Annotated in this window: 19 protein-coding genes; 6 read left to right on the top strand and 13 right to left on the bottom strand. The window is 71.4% G+C overall.

Annotated elements, in window-relative coordinates:
* Nucleotides 1-109 precede the first annotated feature (109 nt).
* Nucleotides 110-1,636: an ATP-dependent DNA ligase gene (locus MK786_RS05840; protein WP_241111286.1), complete on the top strand. Its 1,527-nt coding sequence runs from the start codon at nt 110-112 to the stop codon at nt 1,634-1,636.
* Nucleotides 1,637-1,697: 61 nt separating this feature from the next.
* Nucleotides 1,698-2,390 (top strand): NAD-dependent deacylase, encoded by a 693-nt coding sequence (locus MK786_RS05845; protein ID WP_241111287.1) that lies wholly within the window; start codon nt 1,698-1,700, stop codon nt 2,388-2,390.
* 70 nt (nt 2,391-2,460) lie between these two features.
* Here MK786_RS05845 and MK786_RS05850 read toward each other — a convergent pair whose 3' ends face one another.
* The 10 genes from MK786_RS05850 to MK786_RS05895 form a co-directional block, all read right to left on the bottom strand.
* Nucleotides 2,461-3,732 carry an ABC transporter permease gene (locus MK786_RS05850; protein ID WP_241111288.1) on the bottom strand — a complete coding sequence of 424 codons (1,272 nt, stop codon included), beginning with the start codon at nt 3,730-3,732 and terminating at the stop codon, nt 2,461-2,463.
* Entirely contained in the window at nt 3,729-4,538 is an 810-nt protein-coding gene (locus tag MK786_RS05855; RefSeq protein WP_241111289.1) for an ATP-binding cassette domain-containing protein, read from the bottom strand. The genes MK786_RS05850 and MK786_RS05855 overlap by 4 nt, the downstream gene beginning before the upstream one ends.
* A gap of 88 nt (nt 4,539-4,626) precedes the next feature.
* Nucleotides 4,627-5,712, bottom strand: a complete 1,086-nt coding sequence (locus MK786_RS05860; RefSeq protein ID WP_241111290.1) for a sugar ABC transporter substrate-binding protein — start codon at nt 5,710-5,712, stop codon at nt 4,627-4,629.
* Between the two features lie 287 nt (nt 5,713-5,999).
* A complete protein-coding gene (locus MK786_RS05865) occupies nt 6,000-7,196 on the bottom strand; it encodes a sugar ABC transporter permease (protein WP_241111348.1) in 1,197 nt (398 codons plus the stop codon).
* A gap of 47 nt (nt 7,197-7,243) precedes the next feature.
* On the bottom strand, nt 7,244-8,170 hold the full coding sequence (locus tag MK786_RS05870; protein WP_241111291.1) for an ATP-binding cassette domain-containing protein: 927 nt from the start codon (nt 8,168-8,170) through the stop codon (nt 7,244-7,246).
* Nucleotides 8,171-8,202: 32 nt separating this feature from the next.
* Nucleotides 8,203-9,294 carry a sugar ABC transporter substrate-binding protein gene (locus MK786_RS05875; protein WP_241111292.1) on the bottom strand — a complete coding sequence of 364 codons (1,092 nt, stop codon included), beginning with the start codon at nt 9,292-9,294 and terminating at the stop codon, nt 8,203-8,205.
* Nucleotides 9,295-9,304: 10 nt separating this feature from the next.
* Complete coding sequence (locus MK786_RS05880; protein ID WP_241111293.1) at nt 9,305-10,492, bottom strand: ROK family transcriptional regulator; 1,188 nt, start codon at nt 10,490-10,492, stop codon at nt 9,305-9,307.
* A gap of 123 nt (nt 10,493-10,615) precedes the next feature.
* Nucleotides 10,616-11,974 (bottom strand): MFS transporter, encoded by a 1,359-nt coding sequence (locus MK786_RS05885; protein ID WP_241111294.1) that lies wholly within the window; start codon nt 11,972-11,974, stop codon nt 10,616-10,618.
* 121 nt (nt 11,975-12,095) lie between these two features.
* Entirely contained in the window at nt 12,096-12,971 is an 876-nt protein-coding gene (locus MK786_RS05890) for an NYN domain-containing protein (protein WP_241111295.1), read from the bottom strand.
* Nucleotide 12,972: 1 nt separating this feature from the next.
* Complete coding sequence (locus MK786_RS05895; protein WP_241111296.1) at nt 12,973-13,974, bottom strand: Gfo/Idh/MocA family protein; 1,002 nt, start codon at nt 13,972-13,974, stop codon at nt 12,973-12,975.
* Nucleotides 13,975-14,057: 83 nt separating this feature from the next.
* Here MK786_RS05895 and MK786_RS05900 point away from each other — a divergent pair, with 83 nt between their 5' ends.
* Entirely contained in the window at nt 14,058-15,386 is a 1,329-nt protein-coding gene (locus MK786_RS05900; protein ID WP_241111297.1) for a M20/M25/M40 family metallo-hydrolase, read from the top strand.
* Here the strand turns inward: MK786_RS05900 and MK786_RS05905 are convergent.
* A complete protein-coding gene (locus MK786_RS05905; protein ID WP_241111298.1) occupies nt 15,359-16,738 on the bottom strand; it encodes an O-acetylhomoserine aminocarboxypropyltransferase/cysteine synthase family protein in 1,380 nt (459 codons plus the stop codon). The genes MK786_RS05900 and MK786_RS05905 overlap by 28 nt on opposite strands.
* Nucleotides 16,739-16,818: 80 nt before the next feature.
* On the opposite strand from MK786_RS05905, the gene MK786_RS05910 reads away from it, so the two are divergent.
* A complete protein-coding gene (locus tag MK786_RS05910; RefSeq protein WP_241111299.1) occupies nt 16,819-17,661 on the top strand; it encodes a sulfurtransferase in 843 nt (280 codons plus the stop codon).
* Between the two features lie 245 nt (nt 17,662-17,906).
* On the opposite strand, the gene MK786_RS05915 is transcribed toward MK786_RS05910, so the two are convergent.
* Nucleotides 17,907-18,848 carry an NADP-dependent oxidoreductase gene (locus MK786_RS05915; RefSeq protein WP_241111300.1) on the bottom strand — a complete coding sequence of 314 codons (942 nt, stop codon included), beginning with the start codon at nt 18,846-18,848 and terminating at the stop codon, nt 17,907-17,909.
* Between the two features lie 29 nt (nt 18,849-18,877).
* Nucleotides 18,878-22,792 carry an ATP-dependent RNA helicase HrpA gene (gene hrpA, locus MK786_RS05920; protein WP_241111301.1) on the bottom strand — a complete coding sequence of 1,305 codons (3,915 nt, stop codon included), beginning with the start codon at nt 22,790-22,792 and terminating at the stop codon, nt 18,878-18,880.
* A gap of 115 nt (nt 22,793-22,907) precedes the next feature.
* Between hrpA and MK786_RS05925 the strand changes: the two genes are divergently transcribed.
* Both MK786_RS05925 and MK786_RS05930 read left to right on the top strand, forming a co-directional pair.
* On the top strand, nt 22,908-23,747 hold the full coding sequence (locus MK786_RS05925; protein WP_241111302.1) for an aldo/keto reductase: 840 nt from the start codon (nt 22,908-22,910) through the stop codon (nt 23,745-23,747).
* A 10-nt stretch (nt 23,748-23,757) separates the two neighbouring features.
* Nucleotides 23,758-25,602: a thioredoxin domain-containing protein gene (locus MK786_RS05930; protein WP_241111303.1), complete on the top strand. Its 1,845-nt coding sequence runs from the start codon at nt 23,758-23,760 to the stop codon at nt 25,600-25,602.
* Nucleotide 25,603 lies beyond the last annotated feature (1 nt).

Here is a 25,603-nt window from a genome sequence, read left to right on the forward strand (position 1 = left end):
GGGCGGATGCCTCGGCGGGTCGCCCAGTCGCCGACCGGGCCTCCTAGCGGGTCGGCCGCGGGTGCGCCAGGGCGTCCGCGGTGTCGTGACCGGGTGCGAGAATTCCCGCATGCTGCTCACCGAGGTCGTCGCCGCGGCCGAAGCCGTCGCTGCGACGTCATCGCGCCTCGCGAAGATCGCGGCGCTCGCCGACGTGCTCCGTGGCGTCGCTGCCGACGAGGTGGCGCCGGCGATCGGGTTCCTCACCGCGAACCCGCGCCAGGGCCGCCTCGGCGTCGGGTGGCGCAGTCTGTCGGCGCTCGGGACGAGGCACGCCCTCCAGCCGTCGCTCACGGTCCTCGACGTCGACGCAGCGCTCGATCGCCTCGCAGCCACCGACGGGCCGGGGTCGGTCGCGGCCCGCCGCGGCGAGCTCACCGCGCTCAGCGAGCGCGCGACGGCGGCCGAGTGGGGCTTCATCGCCCGGGTCATGCTCGGCGAGCTGCGCACCGGCGCGCTCGAGGGCGTGCTGCTCGACGCGGTCGCCAAGGCATCGGGGAAGGATGCCGCGGCCGTACGCCGCGCGGCGATGCTGTCGGGCGATCTCGGGGCCACCGCCGACCTCGCCCTGACGGGGTCGGCCGAGGCGCTGGATGCCGTCGGACTGCAGGTGGGGCGTCCGGTGATGCCGATGCTCGCTTCGACGGCGGGATCAGCGGCTGAGGCGCTCGGGGCGCTCGGGGGAGCGGCATCCGTCGAATACAAGCTCGACGGCGCGCGCATCCAGGTGCACCGCGACGGCGACGACGTGCGCGTCTACACCCGCAGCCTCGCCGACATCACCCATCGCGTGCCCGAGATCGTCAAGGCCGTGCGTGAACTGCCCGCCGAGCGCGTGATCCTCGACGGCGAGACGCTGTCGCTCGACGAGGACGGCGGCCCGCGCCCCTTCCAGGACACGATGGCACGGTTCGGCTCCGAGAGCGGCGCCGCGGCGGTGCTGCGGCCCTGGTTCTTCGACATTCTCCACCTCGACGGACGAGACCTGCTCGACGAGCCGCTCGCCACGCGGCTCGATGTCCTCGAGCGGGTCGCGGGGCCGTCGCGCATACCGGGCATCGTCACCGACGACCCTGCCCGCGCCGAGGAATTCTCGCGCGAGGCGCTCGCCGCGGGGCACGAGGGCGTGATGGTCAAGGGCATCGATTCGGCGTACGCGGCGGGGCGCCGCGGCAAGAGCTGGCTCAAGGTCAAACCCGTGCTCACCTTCGACCTCGTCGTGCTCGCGGTGGAGTGGGGCTCGGGCCGTCGCACCGGGCAGCTGTCGAACCTCCACCTCGGCGCGCGCGATCCCGACGGCGCCTACGGCGATCCGGGCGGCTTCGTGATGGTCGGCAAGACGTTCAAAGGACTCACCGACGCCCTCCTGCGCTGGCAGACGGATCATTTCCCGACGATCGAGACGCATCGGTCCGCGTACGCCGTGCACGTGCGGCCCGAGACCGTCGTCGAGATCGCGATCGACGGTGTGCAGCGATCGACGAGGTATCCGGGCGGAGTCGCCCTTCGCTTCGCGCGGGTGAAGGGCTATCGGCCCGACAAGGGTCCCGGCGAAACCGACACGATCGCGTCGCTGCGCGCGCTCCTGCGCGGCTGAGCCGATCCTGAACGCGCGTCGCCCCGGGCCCTCCACGCCCGGAGCCGGGCACACTGGATCCATGCGCATCGTCGTCCTCACCGGCGCCGGGATCTCGGCCGAGAGCGGCGTGCCCACCTTCCGCGACGCCGACGGGCTGTGGGAGGGACACCGGATCGAGGACGTCGCGACTCCCGAGGCCTTCGAGCGTGACCCCGGCACCGTGCAGGCGTTCTACGACGCGCGACGGCGTGCCGTGGCATCCGTCCACCCCAATGCCGCCCACCTCGCTCTGGCCCGCCTCGAAGCCGCGGTCGGGGAGGCGCTCCTGGTCGTCACGCAGAACGTCGACGACCTCCACGAGCGGGCGGGCACGCGCAACCTCGTGCACATGCACGGTGAGCTGCGGCGCGCCCTGTGCCTGGCCTGCGGGGCTCGACCGATGTGGGACGCCGATCTCTCGCCGCGACCGCCGTGCCCGGTCTGCGGCGAGCGGATGCTGCGCCCCGACGTCGTCTGGTTCGGCGAACAGCCCTACGGTCTCGACCGGATCGAGCAGGCCGTCGTCGCCTGCGACGTGTTCGCGTCGATCGGCACCTCCGGTGCCGTGTACCCGGCGGCCGGGTATGTCGCGCTCGCGGCGGCGTTCGGAGCGCGCACCGTCGAGCTGAACCTCGTGGCGAGCGACGCGGTCGTCCCGTTCGACGACGCCCGCGCCGGCCGCGCGGGCGACCTCGTGCCGGCGTGGGTGGACGAGATCATCGCAGCGTCCTGACACGGCTCCGCGAACGACGGAAGGCGCCGGGGCGGATGCCGCGCCCGACGCCTTCCGACGGTGAGACCCGCTAGGTGCGCACGCCGTTGCCCCGCAGGCGGGAAACGGCGTCGACGGTGGCTGCGAGGATCAGCACGCCACCCGTGACGAGCAGGTTGACGCCCGCAGGCAGGTTCAGCAGCGCCAGGCCGTTCGTGATGGTCGCGATCACGAGCGCACCGATGGCGGCGTGCATCAGGCGCCCCTTGCCTCCGAAGAGGCTCACGCCGCCGACCACGGCCGCCGCGACGCCGCTCAGCACGATGTCGCGACCGACCGTGGCATCGACCGTTCCCACGCGCGAGACGCTGAGCAGAGCCGAGAAGACCGCGAGGCTCGAGCAGATCACGAACGCCCACCACTTGATCCAGCGGACCTTGACACCCGACCGGCGTGCCGCCTCGGCGTTGCCGCCGATCGCGTAGATGTACCGGCCGAACTTCGTGCGGTCCAGCGCGAACGTGCCGACCCAGAGGATCACGAGCACGATCGGCACGACGTTCGGCACGCCCTGCACCGCGTTGACGGACTGGCCGCGGTCCTGGTTCAGGATGTACACGACGGTGCCGCCGAGAACGGCGATGACGGCGAGCTTGATGAACACCAGCGAGATCGCCCGATTCGGCACGCCGGCGCGGGTGCGGCGCGCGCGGTCCCAGAGCGATGTCGCAGCCGAGATGATCAGCATGATCGCGAGCATCGCCCAGCCGCCCCACACCGGGAGATTGCCGTTCTGCAGCGCGATGAGCTCGGGCACCTCCACCCGGAACAGACCGCCCGGCCCGATGATCACGAGCGCGAGCCCCTGCAGACCGAGGAACAGGCCCAACGTGACGACGAACGACGGGATCCCGACCCTCGCCACGAAGAAGCCGATGAAGGCCCCGATCAGGAAGCCGAACCCGAAGCCCAGCAGAAGGGCCAGGGGCCACGGGACGTCGAACTGCGAGTTCAGCACGACGAACAGCGCCATCCCGACTCCGCCGGCGACACCCGCCGAGAGGTCGATCTCGCCGAGCAGCAGCACGAAGACGAGTGCCATGCCCAGCACGACCAGCGTCGCCGCCTGATTCAGGAGGTTGGCGAAGTTGCGCTCGGTGAGGAAGAACGGGCTCAGCGCCGTGAAGAGGATGCCGAGGACGACGAGCCCGCCGATGGCGGGCAGCGCGCCCATGTCGCCGCTGCGCACGCGCTGCCACCAGGCTCGTGCCTGGTCGACGACGCCGCCCTCGACGCCACTCCCGATCAGGTCGCTCGCGAGCGGATCGGGAGCGGCCTCCGTGCGTGTCGCATTGCTGCTCATAGCGCCCCCTCCTCGGTGCGAAGCGTGGACGTGTCGACGATGCTGACGCCGCCCAGGGTCTTGGTGCCGGTGATGTACCCGACGACATCGTCGCGGGTGGTCTCGCTGACCGGGATCTGCGCCACCATCTGGCCCAGATACAGGACGGCGATGTCGTCGGCCACTTCGAACACATCGGCGAGGTTGTGGCTGATGAGGATCACCGCGACCCCCTGTTCGCTGAGCCGCTTGACCAGATTCAGCACCTGCTCCGTCTGGGCCACGCCGAGGGCGGCCGTAGGCTCGTCGAGGATGACGACCCGGGCCTTCTTCAGCACCGCCCGAGCGATCGCGACGGTCTGCCGCTGTCCGCCCGAGAGGCTCGACACCTTCTGCCGCACCGACTTGACCGTGCGCACCGAGAGGGAGCGCAGCGTGTCGGACGCCTCCTTCTCCATGCGCCCCTCGTCGAACGTGCCGATCGAGGTCTCTTCGCGGCCGAGGAACATGTTCTGGACGATGTCGAGGTTGTCGCACAGGGCGAGGTCCTGGTAGACGACCTCGATTCCGAGTCCGGAGGCGTCCCTCGGCGCGTGCAGGTCGCGGTGGGTGCCGTCGATGAGGACTTCGCCCTCGTCGTACGGCTGCACCCCGGCGAGGCCCTTGATGAGCGTGGACTTGCCGGCGCCGTTGTCGCCGACCAGGGCGGTCACCTTGCCGGGGTAGACCTTGAGGTCGACGCCCTTGAGAACGCTGACAGGGCCGAAGGACTTCTTGACGCCGACCAATTCGATGATCGGCTCTGTGGCTGTGATCGTGTCTGACATACTCGCTTCCTTGCAGAGTGTCGGTGCGAGCGCGCAAGGGCGTCGCGTCCGTGATGACGCGACGCCCTCGCGGCTCTTGCCCGACAGATTACTCGGCGGTGACCCCGAACTCCTCGCATGCGGCCATGACTTCCGGCGTGCACACGTCGTCGTAGGCGGCGTCGCCTGCGGCGATGACGTCCTTGACCTCGTTCGGGCCGACGAGCACCGGCGTCACCTGGATGTACGGCGTGCCGTCCTCCAGTTCGGCGTCGGTCTCGACGGTCTCTCCGTTGAGCAGGGCGATGGCGGTGTCGACGGCGGCGCTGGCCTCGTCGGCGACCGGCTTGTAGACCGTGGCCGTCTGCCAGCCGAGCAGGATGTTCTGCAGACCCGCGACGTTCGCGTCCTGACCCGACACGGCGACGCCTTCGAGGTTGTTGTCCTGCAGCACCTTGATGACACCGGCGGCGTTGGTGTCATTGGCGGCCCAGACGCCGTCGACCTGGCCGTTCAGGCTGGTGAGGGCCTGCTCGAAGTTGGTCTGCGACTTCGCCTGGTCCCACGCCCCCGGTGGCTCGGCCGCCGGCTCGATCCCCGCGGCCTCCATGACCTCGACCGCTCCGTCGTGGAACATCTTCGCGTTGCCGTCGGTGGGGTCGCCGCCGATGTACACGACGGTCGCCGCGGCCGGGTCCACACCCGCGGCTTCCAGGCCGTTGAGCACCGTCTGCCCCTGCAGGCGGCCGACCTCGACGTTGTCGAACGAGACGTAGTAGTCGGCGCCCGCGAACGGGCGGTCGTAGGCGATCACCGGGATTCCCTCGGCCTTGGCCTTGGTGGCGACGGCCTCGGCCGCACCCTGGTAGTCGACGAGCAGCATGACGCCACAGCCCTGAGTGAGCTGCTGGTCCGCGATGGTCGCGAACTTGGCGACATCACCCTGCGCGTTCTGGATGTCGACCTCGAAGCCCGCGCCCTCCAGACCCTCCTGAAGGTACTTGCGGTCGAAGTTCTCCCAGCGGGGCGAGGATGCCGCGTCGGGGAGGATCACACATGCGCGGCCGCCGGTGGCCTTGCCGCCGTCGTCGCCGCCGTCGGTCGGGGTCCCACCGGAGCCGCCGGCACAGCCCGCGAGCATCACCGCGGCGGCGCCCGTGAGGGCGGCCACGGTGAGGAGTGAAGACTTCTTCATCATTCGCCTTTCGTCATTGAAGTGCGCGAGCCCCAGGATCGTCCCTGACGCACTTCGCGCTTGAAGCGATCATTTCGGGGAGGGTTCTTGGCGTCAAGTCTTGAACGTAACGCTTTGGCAACGCCGCGCCTTCGATGGGTTGAGAAAGCGTTCGCCAACGGACGGTTCGAAAACTTTCGTGCACAATGCTCGTGGGAACGGTTGCACCGAGACATTTCGCGCAGCATTTCGCGCACGAGGATCGAAACGATACGACGACGGCTTTGTGCTCTGAAGGCAGGCGGGCTTCAAGCCAGACCCGTCGCGGCGCGCGTGCGCCGCGAGATCGAGTCGACGATGACCGCCAGCACGAGCACGACGCCGGTGATCATGAACTGCACCGAGGAGTCGAGGGTCAGCAGCGTGAGGCCCGACGAGATGGACTGGATGACGATGATCCCGAGCAGTGCGGAGAAGGCCGACCCGCGGCCGCCGAAGAGGCTCGCACCGCCGATGACGGCCGCGGCGATCGCGTTGAGATTGACATCGCCGGTTCCCGAACTCTGACCGGCCGAAGCCAGCCGCGCCGCGGCGAGTATGCCTCCGACGGCGGCGAGCATCGAGCACATCGCGAACACCGAGAGGTAGATGCGGTCGACGCGGATGCCGGCGCGCCGCGCGGCCTCGACGGAGCCGCCGACCGCGTACACGGCGCGGCCCCAGCGCGTGCGCGTGAGCACCAGGTTCATGACCACGACGAGCGCGATGAAGAAGACGAACATCACGCCGACACCGCGGTGGAGGTTCAGGTACCACGCGGTCGACAGCAGGAACACCAGCAGCCCCCCGCTGCGCAAGCCGATGTCGAGGTTGCTCTGGCTCACGAGGTTGGCGGCCGCGCGCCGCCGCGCGCGGCGCAGCAGCACCCAGGCGTAGGCGCCCACCGAGAGGACCACAAGCAGGTAGGCCGCCCAGTGGGGCAGGAACCAGTCCTGCGCGAACTCGACGATCCATGAATCGAATGGGAGCCCGATCGTGCCGGTGTCGCCGAGCACCCACAGCTGGAGCCCGAGGAACCCCAGGAGCCCCGCGAGTGTGATCACGAAGCTGGGCAGCCCGAAGCGGGTGTACAGGAAGCCGTACAGGAGACCGACGAGGCATCCGATGCCGATGGCGGCCACGAGTGCGGGCACAAGGGGCCAGTTCAGCTGCACGAAGCTGACGGCCAGGACCGCTGCCGCGAGGCCCGACACCGACCCCACGGACAGGTCGATCTCGCCCAGCAGCAGAACGAGCACCACCCCGAGCGCGATCGTGCCGATCGCAGCGCATTGCATCGTGAGATTGACGAGGTTCTCGCTCGAGAGGAACACCGGATTGAGCGCTTGGAAGATCAGCCAGATGACGATGAGCCCGCCCACCACGGGCGCAGCCCCGAGGTCGCCTCCGCGGATTCGCGCGAACAGGGACTCGACCGCTCCGCGCAGGCCTGCGACGCTCAGCAGGCGCGGGTCGGCGTCGGCGCCCGGTGCGAGCGGATGCTGATCGCGGCTCACGGACGCCCGTCCTTCGGCGGCGACGGACGACGCGGCCGCGAGCGCGGCATGCGGATGATCTCGGCGGCCGGACCGTCGTCGTCGGCGGGCGCGCTTTCGACGGGCGCCTCCGTGGGCGACGCGCTGGTCACGCTCCGCTCGGCGGCCGTGCGCGCCGCCGAATTGTCGGCGGCGCCGGTGATCGCGGCGATGAGCATCTCGCTGGTGACCTCGGCGACGTTGTAGACCCCGTTGTTGCGGCCCAGGCGCAGCACGACCACGCGATCCGCCACGGCCATGACGTCGGCCATGTTGTGACTGATCAGGATCACCCCGTGCCCGCGCTCGCGCAGACGCTCGATGAGGTTCAGCACCTCGGCGGTCTGCGCGACGCCGAGCGCGGCCGTCGGCTCATCGAGGATCACGATGCGCGGATCGCCGATGAGCGACCGGGCGATCGCGACGGTCTGGCGCTGGCCGCCCGACAGCGACGCCACCGGGATGCGCACGGAGGGGATCTTGGCGGACAGCTCCCGCAGAAGCGCCCACGTGCGCTGCTCCATGTCGACCTCGTCGAGTCCCAGGCCGTCGCGCAGTTCGCGCCCGAGCCACAGGTTGGCCACGACGTCGAGGTTGTCGCACAGGGCGAGGTCCTGGAAGATCGTGGCGATCCCGAGATCCTGCGCGTCGGCGGGGCTCGGGATGTCGACGAGCGCACCGTCGAACTCGATCGTGCCGGTGTCGGGCGCGTGCACACCGGCGAGCACCTTCACGAGCGTCGACTTGCCGGCGCCGTTGTCGCCGACGAGCGCGACCACCTCGCCCTCATTGACCCAGAAGTCCACGTCGGTGAGCGCTTTGACCGCGCCGAAGTGCTTCCCGATGCCGCGCATGGTGAGCACGCGCTCGCGCGAGCGTCCCGCCCGCGACTGTGTCGTCGACATCCGCTCATGCCCTCCTCGCCAAGGTCAGGACCTTACCCGATGCCCGCTGCTTCGCACGCATCGGCGTACTGCGGGGTGCAGATGTCCGCCACCGTCCAGAACCCGTCGGCGACGACGGTCTCGAGGATGTTGTCGACGGTCACCGCCACGGGGTCGAGCAGGGTCGTCGGCACACCGTCGACCCGCATCGGCGCCGTCACCTCTTCGCCGTTCAGCAGAGCGACCGCGACCTCGGCGGCCAGCTCCGCCTGCGGCTTGATCGCCTTGTAGACGGTCATGTGCTGGTCGCCCGTGATGATCCGCTGCAGCGCCGACAGCTCGGCGTCCTGACCGGTCACGACGGGGAACGGTTCGACGTTCGCTGCTTTCAGCGCCGCCACCGCGCCACCCGCTGTGCCGTCGTTGGCCGCGTAGACGCCGACGATCTCGTCGCCATACTGCGCGATCTGCGCCGCGACCCACGCCTGCGCCTTGTCTGGGCTCCAGTCGGGGGTGTCGTACTCGGCCAGGACGTCGAGCCCGCTCGCGTCGATGAGCCGGTGCGCGCCCTCGCGGAACTGGGCCGCGTTGCTGTCGGTCGGCGACCCGTTGACCATCAGGATGCCGCCGCCCCCGGCATCCTCGACCGCGTCGACGAACTCCGCGGCCTGCAGCTCGCCGACCTTCTCGTTGTCGAACGAGACGTAGTACGCGAGGTCGCCGCCGGCGATGAGCCGGTCGTACGAGATGACGGGCACGCCCTTGGCGTTCGCGGAGCGCACGATGCTGACGGCGGCGTTGGCGTCGACGGCGTCGAGCACGAGCACGCCGGCGCCCGCTGTGAGCGCGGACTCCGCCTGCTGCTGCTGCTTCGCGGCGTCCTGGTCGGCGTTGGAGTACAGCACGTCGTAGTCGCCGAGCTCGGCGACGCGCGCTTCGAAGAACGGCCGGTCGAACGTCTCGTAGCGCGCCGTCTTGGCGTCGGGGAGCAGGAGCGCGATGGAGTCGGATCCGCTGCTCGACGAAGGTCCGGGGCGGGAGCCTGAGCACCCGGCGGCGCCTCCCGTGATCGCGAGCAGGAGCGCCGTCATCGCCGCCGCGCGCCCAAGCGCCTTCCTCAGAACCTCGCGTCCTGATCTCGACATCGCCACGCCCCTACGCCGAATGGGGGAGTGCTTGCGCGTCCACCGTCACGTGGTCGAGGGCGATGGCGATGGCGCCGCGGGTCTCGGCCCATTCGCCGAACGAGGCGCCGACGATCTCGGGCAGTCCGCCGGCAGAGGGCAGCGCGGTGCGCTCGAGCGAATGCCGCATGGGCGCCATGAGGATCTCGCCCGCCTGGGCCAGCTCGCCGCCCATGACGATCAGCTCGGGGTCGAAGAGATTGCACAGGCTCGCCGCGGCGATGCCGATGTGGCGTCCGGCGTCGGCGATGACCCGGCGCGAGCTGCCGTCGCCCGCCTCGGCGGCCTGGAGCAGATCGCCGAGCCGCTGCATGCCTTCACCGGCGGGGAACAGCGACAGCAGTGCGGGACCGCCCGCGTAGGTCTCGAGGCAGCCGCGATTGCTGCACCGGCAGATCGGGCCGTTCTCGTCGATCGTGACGTGGCCGATCTGGCCGGCCTTGCCGTTGACGCCGCGGAAGAGGTCGCCGCCCACGATGAGGCCGGCGCTGATGGTGTGCCCGACTCGGATGAACACCGACGAGGATGCCTCGCGCCCGCTGCCTTCGCGGGCCTCGGCGAGGCCACCGAGGTTGGCCTCGCTGTCGACGTAGACGGGCCGCCCGATGCGCGCGGAGAGGCTCTCCGCGACGTCGACGCCCTCCCAGCCGCGCAGCAGCCCGGGGGTCGACACCATGCCGGTGCGGGGATCGATGGGGGCGGGGAGGGCCAGGCCGACCGCGAGCAGGTCGGACAGCGAGCCCCCGAGCGACTCCATCATGTCGCCCAGCAGCAGGCTGAGGCGATCCAGCTCTGCGTCGTGGCGATGATCGAGGGCGAGCGGGAGCGACGACTGCGTCACGATCGCGCGCGCCGTGTCGGCGATCGCGATGTGCAGCTGGCGCGAGCTGAAGTGCACGCCGGCGACGAGTCCGAGCTGGCGGGCCAGCGACACCAGCGTCGCGCGGCGACCGCTGCGCGACGTGAACGAGGTGTGGAGCAGGCCGGAGGCGGCGAGCTCCTTGACGATGTTCGACACCGTGGCGGGGGACAGGCCCGTCGAGCCGGCGAGCTCGACCTGGGTCAGGCGGCCGTGGCGCTTGAGCGACTCGACCAGGCGCGCGCGATTGGCCTCGCGGAGCGAGGTCTGCGAGCCGGGAGGCGGGTTGCGGCGTGCCACGACCACACTGTACCCGACGCGTGATTCCCCAGATCAGGGCTGGCTCCGGGCATTCCTCGGGGGCCTTTCGGGCAGAGAGGAGCGGATGCCTCGTCGCAAGGGAACGAGGCATCCGCCCGGTCCTCACACCGCGGCGCGGTCGGCGGTCAGCCGTTCCTCGTCGATGCGGTCGAGGTCGTGGAGCGACGATCCCTTCGTCTCGCGCATGGAGACGACGGCGACGAGCGTGATCGCCGCGGCGATCGCGAGGTAGACCGCCACGGGCTGCCACGTGCCGTACTGCTGCAGCAGCGCGGTCGCGATGATCGGCGCGAGCGAGCCCGCCACGATCGACGTGACCTGGTAGCCCAGCGAGACTCCGGAGTAGCGCATGCGTGTCGGGAACATCTCCGACATGATGGCCGGCTGCGGGGCGTACATGAGCGCGTGGATCATCAGGCCGAGGCAGATCGCCACGATGATGATGATCGGGTCGCGCGTGTCGAACATCGGGAACGCGATGAAGCCCCACGCCGCCGCCAGGACGGTTCCGGCGAAGTACACCGGCTTGCGGCCGACGCGGTCGGCGAGTGCGCCGACCAGCGGGATCACGACCATGTGCACGATGTGCGCTATGACGAGGTAGCCGAGGATCGCGGCGACGTCGAGCTGCAGCGCAGTGCGCAGGTAGACGATCGAGAACGTCACGACGAGGTAGTACATGATGTTCTCGGCGAAGCGCAGGCCCATCGCGGTGAGCACGCCGCGGGGGTAGCGCTTGATGACCTCGACCACGCCGTAGCGCGTGTGCTTCGACTCCTCGGCCTGCTTCTGCGCCTCCGTGAAGATCGGGGCGTCGGTCACCCGCGTGCGGATGTAGTACCCGACGGCGACGATCACGACGGAGAGCCAGAAGGCCACGCGCCAGCCCCACGAGAGGAACGCCTCGGGCGAGAGCGTGTTGCTCAGGACCAGCAGCACCACGGTCGCGAGCAGATTGCCGAGCGGCACCGCGGCCTGGGGGAACGACGCCCAGAAGCCGCGTGAGCGGTCGGGGGAGTGCTCGGAGACCAGCAGCACAGCGCCGCCCCACTCGCCGCCGACGGCGAAGCCCTGGGCGAAGCGCAGGAAGAGCAGGAGCCCGACGGCCCAGTAGCCGACCTGGTCGAACGTCGGGAGGCAGCCCATCAGGAACGTCGCGACGCCCACGAGGACGATCGCGAGCTGCAGGAGCTTCTTGCGGCCGTACTTGTCGCCGAAGTGCCCGAACACGATGCCGCCGAGCGGTCGCGCGACGAAGCCGATGGCATACGTCGTCAGCGCGGCGATGATCGGTGTGTAGGGGTCGTCCGACGGCGGGAACATGACGACGTTGAAGACGAGTGTCGCCGCTGTCGCGTACAGGAAGAACTCGTACCACTCGACGACGGTGCCCGCCATCGATGCGGTGACGACCCGGCGCAGACTGGACTGCTTGTCGGGGGATGCCGTGGCTGATGCCATGCGCTGATACCTCCTCGTAGAGCGCGATGCGGCCGGAGAGGCCGCCGGAGCGACGCTACATGAAGGAGGATTCAGGTTTCAAGGATGCCCGGTGAGAATGTCCTCACGTGCGGCCGAGAGACTACGCGCGGTCGGCGGCGAGGCGGATGAGCACGATGTTGCCCGAGTCGTCCATCTCGGCGACAGCGGGGTGCGCGCGCACGAACTCCGTGAAGCTCTTGTGGCCCAGCGCCTTCTCGCTGAACGCGGGATCGAGCCGCTTGATGAGACTCTTCACCTCCGACGCGTGCTGCCACTCGACGTCTTCCTTGTCGCTCTCCAGCCGCAGCGCACGCTCGAGGAGCGCCTCGACCGGGTCGGGCGCGGAGGCCTTGCGGGACCGCCGGCGCGACGGCGTCGCGTCGTCCTTGTCCTTCTTGACCGGCTCGGGCGCGGCGACGCCGGGCAGGGCGTCGTACGAGTCGAACTGGTCGCACGCCGCGGCGAGCGACTTCGCCGTGGACCCCGCGACGCCGACGCCCACCACGAAGCGGCCGAGGCGCTTGCAGCGCTGGGCGAGCGGCACGTAGTCCGAGTCGCCGGCGACGATCACCACGTGGGTGAGGTCGGGGAGCCGGAACATGTCTTCCACGGCGTCGACGGCGAGCCGGATGTCGGCGCCGTTCTTCGCGTACGCCGCTGCGGGGAACAGCTGCACGAGGTCCACCGCGCGGGCGACGAGCTGCGAACGGTAGACCGCGTTCACGGGCGACGACCAGTCGGCGTACGCGCGGGTGAGCACGAGTGTGCCGAACGACGTGGCGTAGTCGATGATCGCGCCGACGTCGATCATGGCGGCGGCGAGGCGCTCGGCGATGGCCGGGTCCTCGGCATCCGACATGATCTTCTGCCGGTCGCGCGAGTAGGAATTCTTGCCATGCACGCGGTCGTACCAGCTCATGACGATGTTGTCGAAGTCCAGGTAGACGGCGACGCGGGCGTTCTGCAGGTCGGTCATGTCACTCCTCGCCGGGGTAGCGCACGCCGATGAGCTCGCGGATCTCGTCGAGCGTCGACATGATCGCCACGGTCTCGTCGATCGGCAGCACGTCGCTGTCGGTCAGCCCGGCCGACACGAGGCGTTCCGCGGCGAGCGCCTGGAACTGCATGCCGCGGCCCGTGATCGCGGACGCGTACTCCTCGAGCACTCTCCCGTCGGGCGCGACGAGACGGAACGACGTCGCGTTGTACCAGACCGACGCGATGTCGATGCGGGCCTCGGTGCCGATGATCGAGGCGGTGTTCGGGCCTGCCGAGCGCGATCCCGAGATCGAGGTCGACAGAGCGCCCGAGGCGTGCGACATGATCGTCGCCACCTCGGTGTCGGCGCCGGTCTCGCCGAGTCGCGCCGACGCGGTGATGGCGAGCGGCTCGCCCAGGATGTCCCACGCGAAGGAGATCGGGTAGATGCCGAGGTCGAGCAGCGCTCCGCCGCCGAGCTCCAGCGCGTTCAGGCGATGGGCCGGATCCGTCGAGATCTTCTGGGTGTGGTCGGCCATCACGATCCGGACGTCGCCGAGCGCGCCCGAGGCGACGATCTCGCGGATGCGTGCCATATGCGGCAGATACCGCGTCCACATCGCCTCCATGGCAAGCAGACCCCGCTCCGCGGCCACGTCGCGCACGCGGGCCGCTTCGACGCCGGTGAGGGTGAACGGCTTCTCGACGAGCACGTGCTTTCCGTGCTCCAGCGCCAGGATCGCCTGCTCCGCGTGGAACGGGTGCGGCGTCGCGATGTACACGATGTCGACGTCCGGGTCCGAGACGAGGGCGTCGTACGACCCGTGCACATGGGCGACCTCGAAGTCGGCGGCGAAGGCGCCGGCCGAGTCGGCGCTGCGGGATCCGACCGCGACGAGGTCGAGGCCGGCGGTGCGCAGATCGGAGGCGAACGCGCGTGCGATGCCGCCAGGTCCGAGGATGCCCCAGCGCAGGCCGGTCGAGGGGGAGGAAGAGGTCATGGTCCCGAGCGTAGCGACCGTCCGGGCGGCGCGGGGCACGCCCCCGCCCCGGGCCGCGCCCGCGGCCGGATTAGGCTCGGGGCGTGGCATCCCCCGTCGACCGCTTCCGCGAGCTCCTGCGCATTCCCACCGTGTCGCACGCCGACGAGTCCGAGATCGACTGGGAGGCCTTCGACGCCTTCCAGGAGACGCTCGCGCGGCTGTACCCGGCGGTGCACGCGTCGCTCGAGCGCGAGGTCGTCGACGGGCACTCGCTGCTGTTCCGGTGGCCGGGCGCCGCTGCCGCCGATCCGCTCGTGCTCATGGCACACATCGACGTCGTGCCCGTCGTCGAGTCGGAGTGGGACACCGCCCCGTTCGCGGCAGAGATCGCGGGCGAGGGAGCGGAGGCGGCGATCCACGCGCGCGGCGCGATCGACGACAAGGGCTCCCTCGTGGCGATCCTCGAGGCGGTCGAGCAGCTGGCGGCCGAGGGCTTCGCGCCCGCGCGCGACGTATATCTCGCGTTCGGCCATAACGAGGAGACCGCCGGGGGCGGGGCCCAGGCGATGGTCGACGTGCTGCGCCGGCGCGGCATCCGTCCCGCTCTCGTGCTCGACGAGGGCGGCGCCGTGGTGGAGGGCGTGATCCCGGGTGTGACCGCGCCGACCGCCATGGTCGGGGTCGCCGAGCGCGGGGTGATGACGCTGCTGCTCACCGCCCGCGAGGGCGGCGGGCATGCGTCGACGCCGCCCGCGGTGCCGGCGACGGCGCGCCTCGCGCGGGCCATCGACCGGCTGCACCGCCATCCGTTCCCGACGCGTCTGGCCCCGCCGGTGCGCGCGATGCTCTCGACGATCGCCCCGCACGCTCCCCAGCCTCTGCGCTCGCTGTTCCGCAGCCTCGCCGTCACCGGGCCGCTGGTCGCGACGGCGTTCGCGCGGCTGGGGCCGGAGATGAACGCGATCGTGCGGACGACGGCCGTCGCGACCGAGCTCAGCGGCGCGCCGGGCGAGAACGTGCTCGCGACCACGGCGAAGGCGTCGATCAACATCCGGCTGCTCACGGGCGACACCGTGTCAGGCGCCGCCGAGCGCGTGCGTCGCGTCGTCGGCGACCCCGAGGTCGAGATCGAGGTGCGGCACGGGTCCGACCCGTCGCCGGTGTCCCCGTGGCAGGGCGACGCGTGGCGGCGCCTCGCGACCGCCGTCGCGTCGTCGCTCGGCGAGGACGTGGTGACGACCCCTTACCTGCAGCTCGGGGCGAGCGACAGCCGGTGGTTCACCGCGATCTCGGAGCACGTGTACCGCTTCACGCCGTTCCACCTGACGCGCGGCGAGCGCGACGCGCTGCACTCGCACAACGAGCGCATCCGCGTGGACGTGTGGCTGCGCGGGATCGGGTTCTATCGGGCGCTGCTCGCCGCGAGCTGAGGCTCGGATGCGTCGGCCGCAGTCCGCGTGGCCGGGGATGCCGTCAGGGCGGCGAGCGCCTGCGCGAGGTCGGCGACGATGTCGGCCGGATCCTCGAGGCCGATCGAGAGACGGATCGTCGTGGGGGTGATCCCGGCGTCGGCCAGCTGCGCGGGCGACAGGTGGCTGTGCGTCATCGACGACGGGTGCGCGACGAGGCTGCGCGCGTCGCCGATGTTGGCGACGAGCTTCACCAGCCGCAGGCGCGCGATGAACGCCTCGACGCACGCGAAGTCGGCCCCGGCGTCACCGGTTCCCGGCAGATCGAATGCGAACACCGAGCTCGCGCCGCGCGGCAGATACTCGCTCGCGAGGGCATGCCACGGGCTGGACTCCAGCCCCGGGTGGTGCACGCGGGCGACGGCCGCGTGGCCCTCGAGGAACCGCGCGACCTCGAGCGCGCTGGCGGAGTGGCGCGCGATGCGCAGGTCGAGCGTCTCGAGGCCCTGCAGCAGCTGGAACGCGTTGAACGCCGACAGCGACGGGCCGAGGTCATGCACGTACTTGGTCTTCACCAGCGCGATGTAGGGCGACCCGGTCGCTCCGAAGCGCTCGACGAGGCTGCCGCTCGGCACCCGCGCGTATGTCTGTGTGAGCTGGGGCCAGCGCCCGGGCTCGGCTGTGAAGTCGAACGTGCCGAGGTCGACCACGACGCCGCCGAGCGACGTGCCGTGCCCGCCGAGGAACTTCGTGGCCGAGTGCACGGTGATGTCCGCCCCGAGGTCCTTGACCCGCTGCAGGTACGGCGTCGCTACGGTGGCGTCGATCACCAGCGGCACACCGGCGCGATGCGCGAGCTCAGCGACGGCGCGCACGTCGAGCACCTGCGCGATCGGGTTGGTGATCGACTCGGCGAAGAACGCGCGCGTGGTGGGACGCACGGCCGCAGCCCAGGCATCCGTGTCGTCCTGATCGACGAAGGTGACCGCGATGCCCCAGTCGGCGAAGGTGTCCTGCAGCAGATCGACGGTGCCGCCGTACAGCTGGCGCGCGGCGACGATGTGCTCGCCCTGCTTGGCGAGCGCGAGGAGTGCGATGGCCACGGCGGCCTGCCCCGACGCGACACCGGCCGCGGCCACCCCGCCCTCGAGCTCGGCGACGCGCTTCTCGAAGACCAGCACGGTCGGGTTCGCGGCGCGACTGTAGATGTTGCCGTCGCGGCGCAGCGCGAAGAGGTCGCGGGCCTCGCTCAGGGACCGGAACTCGAACGCGTTCGACTGGTGGATCGACGGCACGGCGGTGTGCTCGGCGATGCCGGCGTCGTAACCCGCCTGCACCTGTGCCGTCGCGAACGCGCGAGAGGACGGGGACATGCGATCCATTGTCGGGTCGTGAGGCCCCCGTGACCCGCCTGTGTCGAACTGTTGCACGCCGCATGGGTGAGGATGGAGGCGTGGCCCAGCTGATCACCCCCGCAGAACTCGACCACCTCCTCTCTTCGCGCGAAGACGTGCGCGTCCTCGACGTCCGGTATTCGCTCGACAAGCCGGACGGCCGCGCCGACCACCTGGCCGGTCACATCCCCGGCGCCGTCTACGTCGACCTGGAGTCCGAGCTGTCGCGTCACGGTCGCGCCGAGGACGGCCGGCACCCGCTTCCCGCGCTCGACGACCTCCAGGCGGCGGCCCGTCGCTGGGGTCTGCGCGCCGGCGACACCGTGGTCGTCTACGACGACGCGCGTTCGCTCGGCGCGTCGCGCGCGTGGTGGCTCCTCACGCGGACCGGCGTGACCGACGTGCGCCTGCTCGACGGCGGGTTCGGCGCGTGGAGGGCGGCCGGGCTCCAGGTCGAGGAGGGCGCGGTCGAGCCCGAACCGGGCGACGTCGTGCTGCAGCCGCTCTCCGAGCCCGTGCTGTCGATCGACGAGGCTGCGGTGCTGCCGTCGGAGGGAGTGCTGCTCGACGTGCGCGCGCCCGAACGCTATCGCGGCGAGGTCGAGCCGATCGACCCCGTCGCCGGGCACATCCCCGGTGCCGTGAACCTGCCGACGACCGACTACGTCGTGGAGGATCGATTCCGGGATGCCGCGGCCCTCCGCACCCTGTTCGCCGAGGCCGGCGTCGCGCCCGGCATCCCTGCGGCGGCGTACTGCGGGTCCGGCGTCACGGCCGCGCAGGCCGTGTTCGCCGCCGAACTCGCAGGGCTCGACCTGCGCATCTACCCCGGCTCGTGGAGCCAGTGGTCGAACACCCCGGGCCGTCCGATCGCGACCGGAGCCGAGCCGGGAGGCGCCTGACCCGGTCCGACACATCGCGACGGGCGAGCCCCGCTCGCGGCACCCGGCCCGGCTCGCCTGTCACGAAGTGCCGCTGGCGTCGGCACATCGCGACAGGTGAGCCCAGCTCGTGGCACCAGGGGGCCTGGCTCGCCCGTCACGAAGTGCCGCTGGCGTCGGCACATCGCGACGGGTGAGCCCCGCGCGACCGCGCGCGGGAGGGTCGCCACGCTGCCGGCCAACCCGGGGTCGCTGAGCGGTCGAGACTAAGGGACGAGCGTGATCTTGCCGTCGACCCCGGCCTCGACCGCCCGGTGCGCGTCCACGGCGTCGGCGAGCGGGAACGACGGGCCGAGTTCGACGGCGAAGCGTCCGGCGGCGAGCAGCGCGAGCACGACGGGCACGGCTTCTCCCCGCCACGCCTGCTGCTGAGCGGTGAGGGGCACGGGCGAGCCGCCCGAGAAGGCGCGGATGCCGAGGGACGCGGCATCCCGTCCTCTCACGAGCGTCGCGATGCGGGTCTTGTCGGAGACCAGCTCGATCGAGGTCTGCAGCGCCTCATCGGTGCCGGCGGCGTCGATCGCGACCGTGACGCCCTGGGGTGCGAGCTCGCGGACGCGGTCGGCGAGTCCATCCCCGTATGGCACGGGTGTGGCGCCGAGCGCGCGCACCGAGTCAGCCCGCCGAGGCGACGAGGTGGCGATGACGGTCGCGCCCCACAGCACGGCGAGCTGGATCGCGGCCTGCCCCACGGAGCCCGAGCCGGCGTGCAGCAGGAGCGTGTCGCCCGTGCCCACCGAGAGCGACCGGAGGGTCTGGTACGCGGTGCCGACCGGGATGCCGAGCGCGGCGCCGGTCGCGGCGTCGACCTGCGGCGGGCGGGAGTGCACGCGGTCGGCGCGCACGACGAGGTCGGAGGCGTACGCGCCGGACGCGCCGGAGAACACCACGGCGTCGCCCGGCCGGAACCCGTCGACGTCGTCGCCCACGGCCGTGACGATGCCGGCGCCGTCGTTGCCGACGCGACGCGGCTCGACGATCTCGGCCGAGGCGCGCTTGCCGGCGCGGAGCTTGGCGTCGATCGGGTTCACCCCCGCCGCTTCGACGCGGATCGCGACCTCGTCGGCGGCCGGAACGGGCGCGGGGATCTCGACGGCATGGAGGACCTTGGGTCCGCCGAACTCGGTGTAGACGATCGCAGTGGCCATGGCTGGGGCAACCTCCTCGTTCTGGAACCCTATTCCCGCAGCGCCTTCTGGATGCGCTGCAACGACACCGGCTCGGCGGTGCCGAGCTGCTGGGCGAACAGGCTGACGCGGTACTCCTCGAGCAGCCACCGGGCCCGGGTCAGCGCCGCAGCCTGGCCGTTAGGCACCGGGATCGCCCCGCCGGCTTCGGCGAACGCGGCTGCCGCCCGCTCGAACTCCGACATGCGCTGGCGGTCGCGTCCCGGGTTGTCGGCGAGGGCCTTCACACGGTCGAGTGCACCGCGCAGATACCGCGGGAGGTGGGCGAGCCGGGTGGTGCCGGTGCGCGAGATGAAGCCGGGGAACACCAGGCCCGCCACCTGGCTCTTCACGTCGTTCAGAGCGCCGAGCAGGGTGAGCGAGTTCTGGCCGCGCACGGCGCGTTCGACGTCCCGCGCCGTGGTCAGGATCCTCGCCGTCAGCGACACGGTCTGAAAGAGCTCGTCCACGACGACCGCCGAGAGCGCGTCGCGCACCGCGTCGAAGCCGGCGCGCGTGCGCACGACGCCGTCGGGCGCGGTGCGCGCGATGACGGCATCGGCCACCGCCACGCGCGCGTCCTCGACGAGCGCCTTCGCGGACGGGTAGGGGGATGCAGCGAGCGCGAGCTTCTCCGCCGACGTGAGGTGGTCGAGCACGTAGGCCGAAGGGGAGGGCACCGCGAGCAGGAGCAATCGCCGGGCGCCGGCGAGGGTCGCCGTCGCCGCGGCCTCGGGCGTCGCCTCGATGCGGAGGGCGACCGTCGCCGCCTCGTCGACGATGGCGGGGTAGCCGCGCACGACGCCGCCGGCGACGCGGGTGTCGACGACGTCCGGGAGGTCGCCGAACGTCCACTCGGTGAGGCCGGTGCGCTCGGTGAAGGTCGAGGCGGCGCCTGGCGCCGCCGGTGCCGACGGCGACGGCGCGGCCGGCGCGCGGCGGTTCGGCGCGCCGCGCTCGCTCAGCGACCGGGACACGGCTGTCCGCGCCCGGTCGGCGAGGCGGCGCTGGAGCGCCGCGAGGTCGCGGTCGGAGCCGACGGTCCGGCCGCGCTCGTCGACCGCGCGGAACGACACGAGAAGGTGGCCCGGCACACGGTCGAGCTCGAAGTCCGCGGCCGTCACGGGCTGGTTGGCGACGCGCTGGATACGGGCGGCGAGCGCCTCGCGCAGACCCGTCGGCGGGAGTCCCTCGTGCGACTCGGGGCCGTGACCCGCGAGCTCCGCGCCGAAGGTGGCCGCCCAGTCGGCGGCCGGCACCACGTGCCGGCGGATCGCCTTGGGAAGCGCGCGCAGCAGCGCCGTGATGAGCTCGTCGCGCATCCCGGGCACCTGCCAGTCGAACCCGTCGGGGCGCAGCTGGGCGAGCAGGGCGAGCGGCACCACCGCGGTCACGCCGTCGTCGGGCGCGCCCGGCTCGAACCGGTAGGCGAGCGAGAGCACCTGGTCGCCCTGCTGCCAGCGCGCGGGAAAGTCGCGCTCGTCGCCGCGCGACGCCTCGTCGACGAGGTCGGCCTCGGTCATGTCGAGCAGCCGCGGAGTGCGCTCCGCCGTGTCGCGCCACCACGCCTCGAACGAGCGGACGTCGAAGACGTCGCGGGGGATGCGGGCGTCGTAGAAGCGGTACACGGCCTCGTCGCCGACGAGGATGTCGCGACGCCGCTCGCGCTCCTCGATCTTCTCGAGGCGGCGGCGCAGTTCGAGGTTGCGCCGCTCGAACGCCGTCAGCCGCTTGTCGAGGGCCGAGGCATCCCACTCGCCCTCTACCAGCGCGTGCCGCAGGAACAGCTCGCGGGCGAACGGCCGATCGAAGCGCGCCAGCTGCACGCGGCGTCGCGGCACGATGTCGACGCCGAAGAGCGTCACCTTCTCGTAGGCGGATGCCGCACCCGAGGCCTTCGACCAGTGCGGCTCGCTCAACTGGCGCTTGGCAAGGTCGCCTGCGAGCGGCTCTGCCCATTCCGGGTCGATCGCCGCGACGGTCCGCGCGAACAGGCGGGACGTCTCGACCACCTCGGCCGCCATGACGGCGGTGGGCCGCTGCTTTTTGAGACCCGAGCCGGGGAAGATCGCGAAGCGGGTGCCGCGGGCGCCGAGGTATTCGGCGGACCGTCGTTCGGGGCGCTCGGTGCCGCGCCCGCCGCGCTGGGCGGTCTTGGCGGGGGTGCGGTCGTCGAGGATGCCGATCTGCGACAGCAGCCCGGAGAGGATCGCGCGGTGGATGTCAGCGGGATCGGCGGTCGGGCCGGTGGCGGCGGACGCCTTGCGCGAAACGCCGAGGATGGCGCTGAGCTGGCGGTGCACATCGGCCCACTCGCGCACGCGGACGTAGTTGAGGTGCTCCTGACGGCAGAGACGCCGGAACGCGCTCGAGCCGAGCTCGGCCTGCCGCTCCTGCAGGTGGTTCCAGAGGTTCAGGAGGCTCAGGAAGTCGCTCGTCGGGTCGGTGAAGCGGGCATGCAGCCGGTCGGCCTCGTCGCGGCGCTCCTCGGGGCGTTCGCGCACGTCCTGGATCGAGAGGCCGGCGACGATCACCAGCACGTCGCGCAGCACGTTCGTGCGACGGGCCTCGATGAGCATGCGCGCGAAGCGCGGGTCGATCGGAAGGCGCGCGATCTCGCGACCCAGGTCGGTAAGGGCGGGGGAACCGCCGCCGCGACCGGCGCGCACGGCGCCGAGTTCGACGAGCAGGTCGAACGCCGCCTTCACGCCTCGGGAATCGGGCGGCATGAGGAAAGGAAACGACGAGATGTCGCCGAAGCCCAGCGCCAGCATCTGCAGGATGACCGAGGCCAGGCTGGTGCGCAGGATCTCGGGCTCGGTGAACTCGTCGCGGGCGGCGAAGTCGTCTTCGGCGTAGAGGCGGATGGCGACACCCGGGCTCGTGCGCCCGGCGCGCCCGGACCGCTGCTGCGCCGACGCCTGAGAGATGGGCTCGATGGGCAGGCGCTGGATCTTGCTGCGGTTGCTGTATCGCGAGATGCGCGCGGTGCCGGTGTCGACGACATAGCGGATGCCGGGCACGGTGAGGCTCGTCTCGGCGACGTTCGTCGCGAGGATCACGCGGCGGCGCACGCCGGCGACGGCCGACCGCTCGAACACGCGGTGCTGCTCCGCGGCGCTCAGTCGTCCGTAGAGGGGCAGCACCTCGGTGGGAGCGGCATCCTTCGCATACATGCCGCGCACGGCATCCATCGCGTCGCGGATCTCGGCCTCGCCCGGCAGGAACACCAGCACGTCGCCGGCGGGCTCGCGATCGAGCTCGCGCAGCGCGGCCGTGATGCCGTCGACATCGTCGGACTCGCCCGTGCCGGACGGCGACGGCGGGCGGTAGCGCACCTCGACGGGATACGTGCGGCCCGAGACCTCGATGATCGGGGCGGGCGTGCCGTCGGCTGCGGCGAAGTGCTGGGCGAAGCTCTCGGGATCGATCGTCGCGCTGGTGATGACGACCTTGAGGTCGGGGCGGCGCGGAAGCACCCGCTTGAGGTATCCGATGAGGAAGTCGACGTTGAGCGACCGCTCGTGCGCCTCGTCGACGATGATCGTGTCGTAGCGAGAGAGCACCCGGTCGCGGTGGATCTCGTTGAGCAGGATGCCGTCGGTCATCAGCGCGATGCGCGTGTCTTCGGACACCTTGTCGGTGAAGCGCACCTTGTAGCCGACGGTCGTGCCGAGAGGGACCTGGAGCTCCTCGGCGACGCGTTCGGCGATCGTGCGTGCCGCGATGCGCCGCGGCTGCGTGTGGGCGATCCGGGTGCGGCCGAGCTCCAGGCAGATCTTCGGCAGCTGGGTCGTCTTTCCCGACCCGGTCGCGCCCGCGACGATCACGACCTGGTGCTCGCGGATCGCACGCGCGATCTCGTCGCGCGCGGCGCTGACGGGCAGCTCCGGCGGGTACGAGATGACGGGTTCGGGCGCAGACATAGCCCTCCATCGTATGACGGACGTGCCACGACGGCCGACGGAGACGGTCAGGCGTTCCTGGGGTGGAGCCGCCGATTCGCGACCCGGGGGCTCCGCCGCTCGTAGGCTGGACGTCATGGCATCGACCCCCACTGTGAAGCTCAACGACGGCAACGAGATCCCGCAGCTCGGCTACGGCGTGTTCAAAGTTCCGGCGGACGACACCGAGCGAGCCGTCTCCGAGGCTCTCGAGGTCGGCTACCGGCACATCGACACCGCCGCCATCTACGGCAACGAGGAGGGCGTGGGTGCGGCGATCGCCGCCAGTGGTCTCGCGCGCGACGAGCTCTTCATCACGACGAAGCTCTGGAACGACCGCCACGAGGGCGACCAGCCGCACGCCGCGATCCGCGAGAGCCTCGGCAAGCTCGGCCTGGAGAAGGTCGACCTGTACCTCGTCCACTGGCCGACGCCCGCCGCCGACAACTACCTGCACGCCTGGGAGAAGATGATCGAGATCCGCGACGCGGGGCTCACGCGCTCCATCGGCGTCTCGAACCACCTCGTTCCCCACCTCGAGAGGATCGTCGGCGCGACCGGTGTGGTTCCCGCTGTCAACCAGATCGAGCTGCATCCCGCCTACCAGCAGCGCGAGATCACCGACTGGGCTGCCGCGAACGGCGTGAAGATCGAGTCGTGGGGGCCGCTGGGTCAGGGCAAGTACGACCTGTTCGGCGCAGAGCCCGTCGCGTCCGCCGCCGCGGCGCACGGCAAGACCCCCGCCCAGGCGGTGCTGCGCTGGCACCTGCAGAAGGGGTTCATCGTGTTCCCCAAGTCGGTGCGCCGCGAGCGCCTCGTCGAGAACCTCGACGTGTTCGACTTCGAGCTCACCGACGCCGAGATCGCGGCGATCGACGCGATGGAGCAGCCCGGTGGCGCGGGGCGCGTGAGCGCCCACCCCGACGAGGTGAACTGACCGGAACGCCATGAACCCCCGTCTCGCGGAATCCACGAGCCCGTATCTGCGCGCCCATGCGGGCAATCCGGTCTCGTGGTTCCCGTGGGGCGAGGACGCGTTCGCCGAGGCGCGCGCCCGCGACGTGCCGGTGATGGTGTCGATCGGCTACTCGACCTGCCACTGGTGCCACGTCATGGCGCGTGAGTCGTTCGACGACCCGACCGCCGCGGCCGAGGTCAACGCCGGCTTCGTGGCCGTCAAGGTCGACCGCGAGGAGCATCCCGAGGTCGACGCCGCCTACATGGCGGCCGCCGGCGCCTTCACCGCGAACCTCGGCTGGCCGCTGACCGTCTTCGCGACGCCGGAGGGCCGCCCGTTCTTCGCCGGCACATACTTCCCGCCGCAGCCTCGCGGCGGCATGCCCGCGTTCCGGCAGGTGCTCGCCGCCGTGCGCGAGGCGTGGGAGGAGCGTCGCGATCAGATCGACGGCACCGCGGATGCCGTGGTGTCGGCGCTCGCCGAGGTCAGAGCAGGCGGCGGGGGCGCAGCATCCGCTCTCCCCTCGATCGAACAGCTGGCAGACGCCGCCCGCGTGCTGGCCTCGCGGGAGGACCGCGAGTTCGGCGGGTTCGGCGGTGCGGATCCGAACGCTCCGAAGTTCCCCGTCGCGACGGCGCTGCGGTTCCTGCAGGCCCGCGCTGTGCGCGAGGCGTCGGCCGAGGCATCCGCAGTCGCTGATCGGGCGCTCGCCGCGATGGCGGCCTCACCCCTGCGCGACCACGTCGAGGGCGGGTTCTTCCGCTATGCCACGCGTCGCGACTGGTCGGTGCCGCACTACGAGCGGATGCTGACCGACAACGCGCAGCTGCTCGACGTGGCGCTGGACGCCGGCGACGACGAGACGGCGCGCGGCGTCGCGGGATTCCTGCTCGACGTGCTGCAGCAGCCGAGCGGCGGATTCGGCGCCGCGCAGGACTCGGAGTCCTGGATCGACGGCGCCCGCAGCGAGGGCGGCTATTACGCGAGGGATGCCGCGGCCCGCAGCGACCTCGAGCCTCCCGCGGTCGACGGCAAGGTCGTCACCGGCTGGAACGGACTCGCGATCGGCGCGCTGGCCCGGGCCGGCGCTCGCCTGGGCGAGCCGCGCTGGATCGAAGCGGCGCGGTGGGCCGCCGACGCCGTGCTCGAGACGAACACCACCGCGGACGGACGTCTCGTGCGCGCGTCGCTCGACGAGATCCCGTCGCGTGCGTCGGCGACCCTGGCCGACTACGGGCAGCTCGCCGGCGGCCTCGTGCGGCTGGCGCTCGCGACCGGCGACGTGGTCTACGCCGTGCGGGCGCGGAAGCTGGTCGCCGCGTGCGTCGCCCCTGATGGCGCCCTCGCCGTGCCCGGCGGGGGAGACCCCGTGCTCGCCGCACAGGGAGTCGGGGCACCGGATGGCGCGTCCGACGGCGACGAGCCGTCGGGGCCTGCGGCGCTGGCCGATGCCGCGCTCGCGCTGTGGGTGCTGGGCGCCGGCGCCGAGTGGCGCGAGACCGCCGAGCGGGTCGTCGGTACGTACGCGTCCGCCGGGCTCGGCCAGCCGCTCGCCTACGGTGCGCTGCTGCGCACGGCCGCGTCGCTCGCCGTGGCGCCGCGCCAAGTGGTGGTCGTGAGCGAGGAGCCGGCCGGGCGGCTCGCAACGGCGGCTCGCCGCATCCCTGCCGATGTCGTCACCGTGGTCGCTCCGGGGCAGGCCGACGCGTTCGCCTCGGCTGGATTCTCGCTCTTCGAGGGCAAGGTGGCGCAAGGGGGCGTCGCCACGGCCTATGACTGCCGCGACTTCGCGTGCCGGCTGCCGGTGACCGACCCGGCCGACCTCTCCTGCTGAG

This window comes from Microbacterium sp. CFH 31415, assembly GCF_022538185.1.
Classification (GTDB): Bacteria; Actinomycetota; Actinomycetes; order Actinomycetales; family Microbacteriaceae; genus Microbacterium.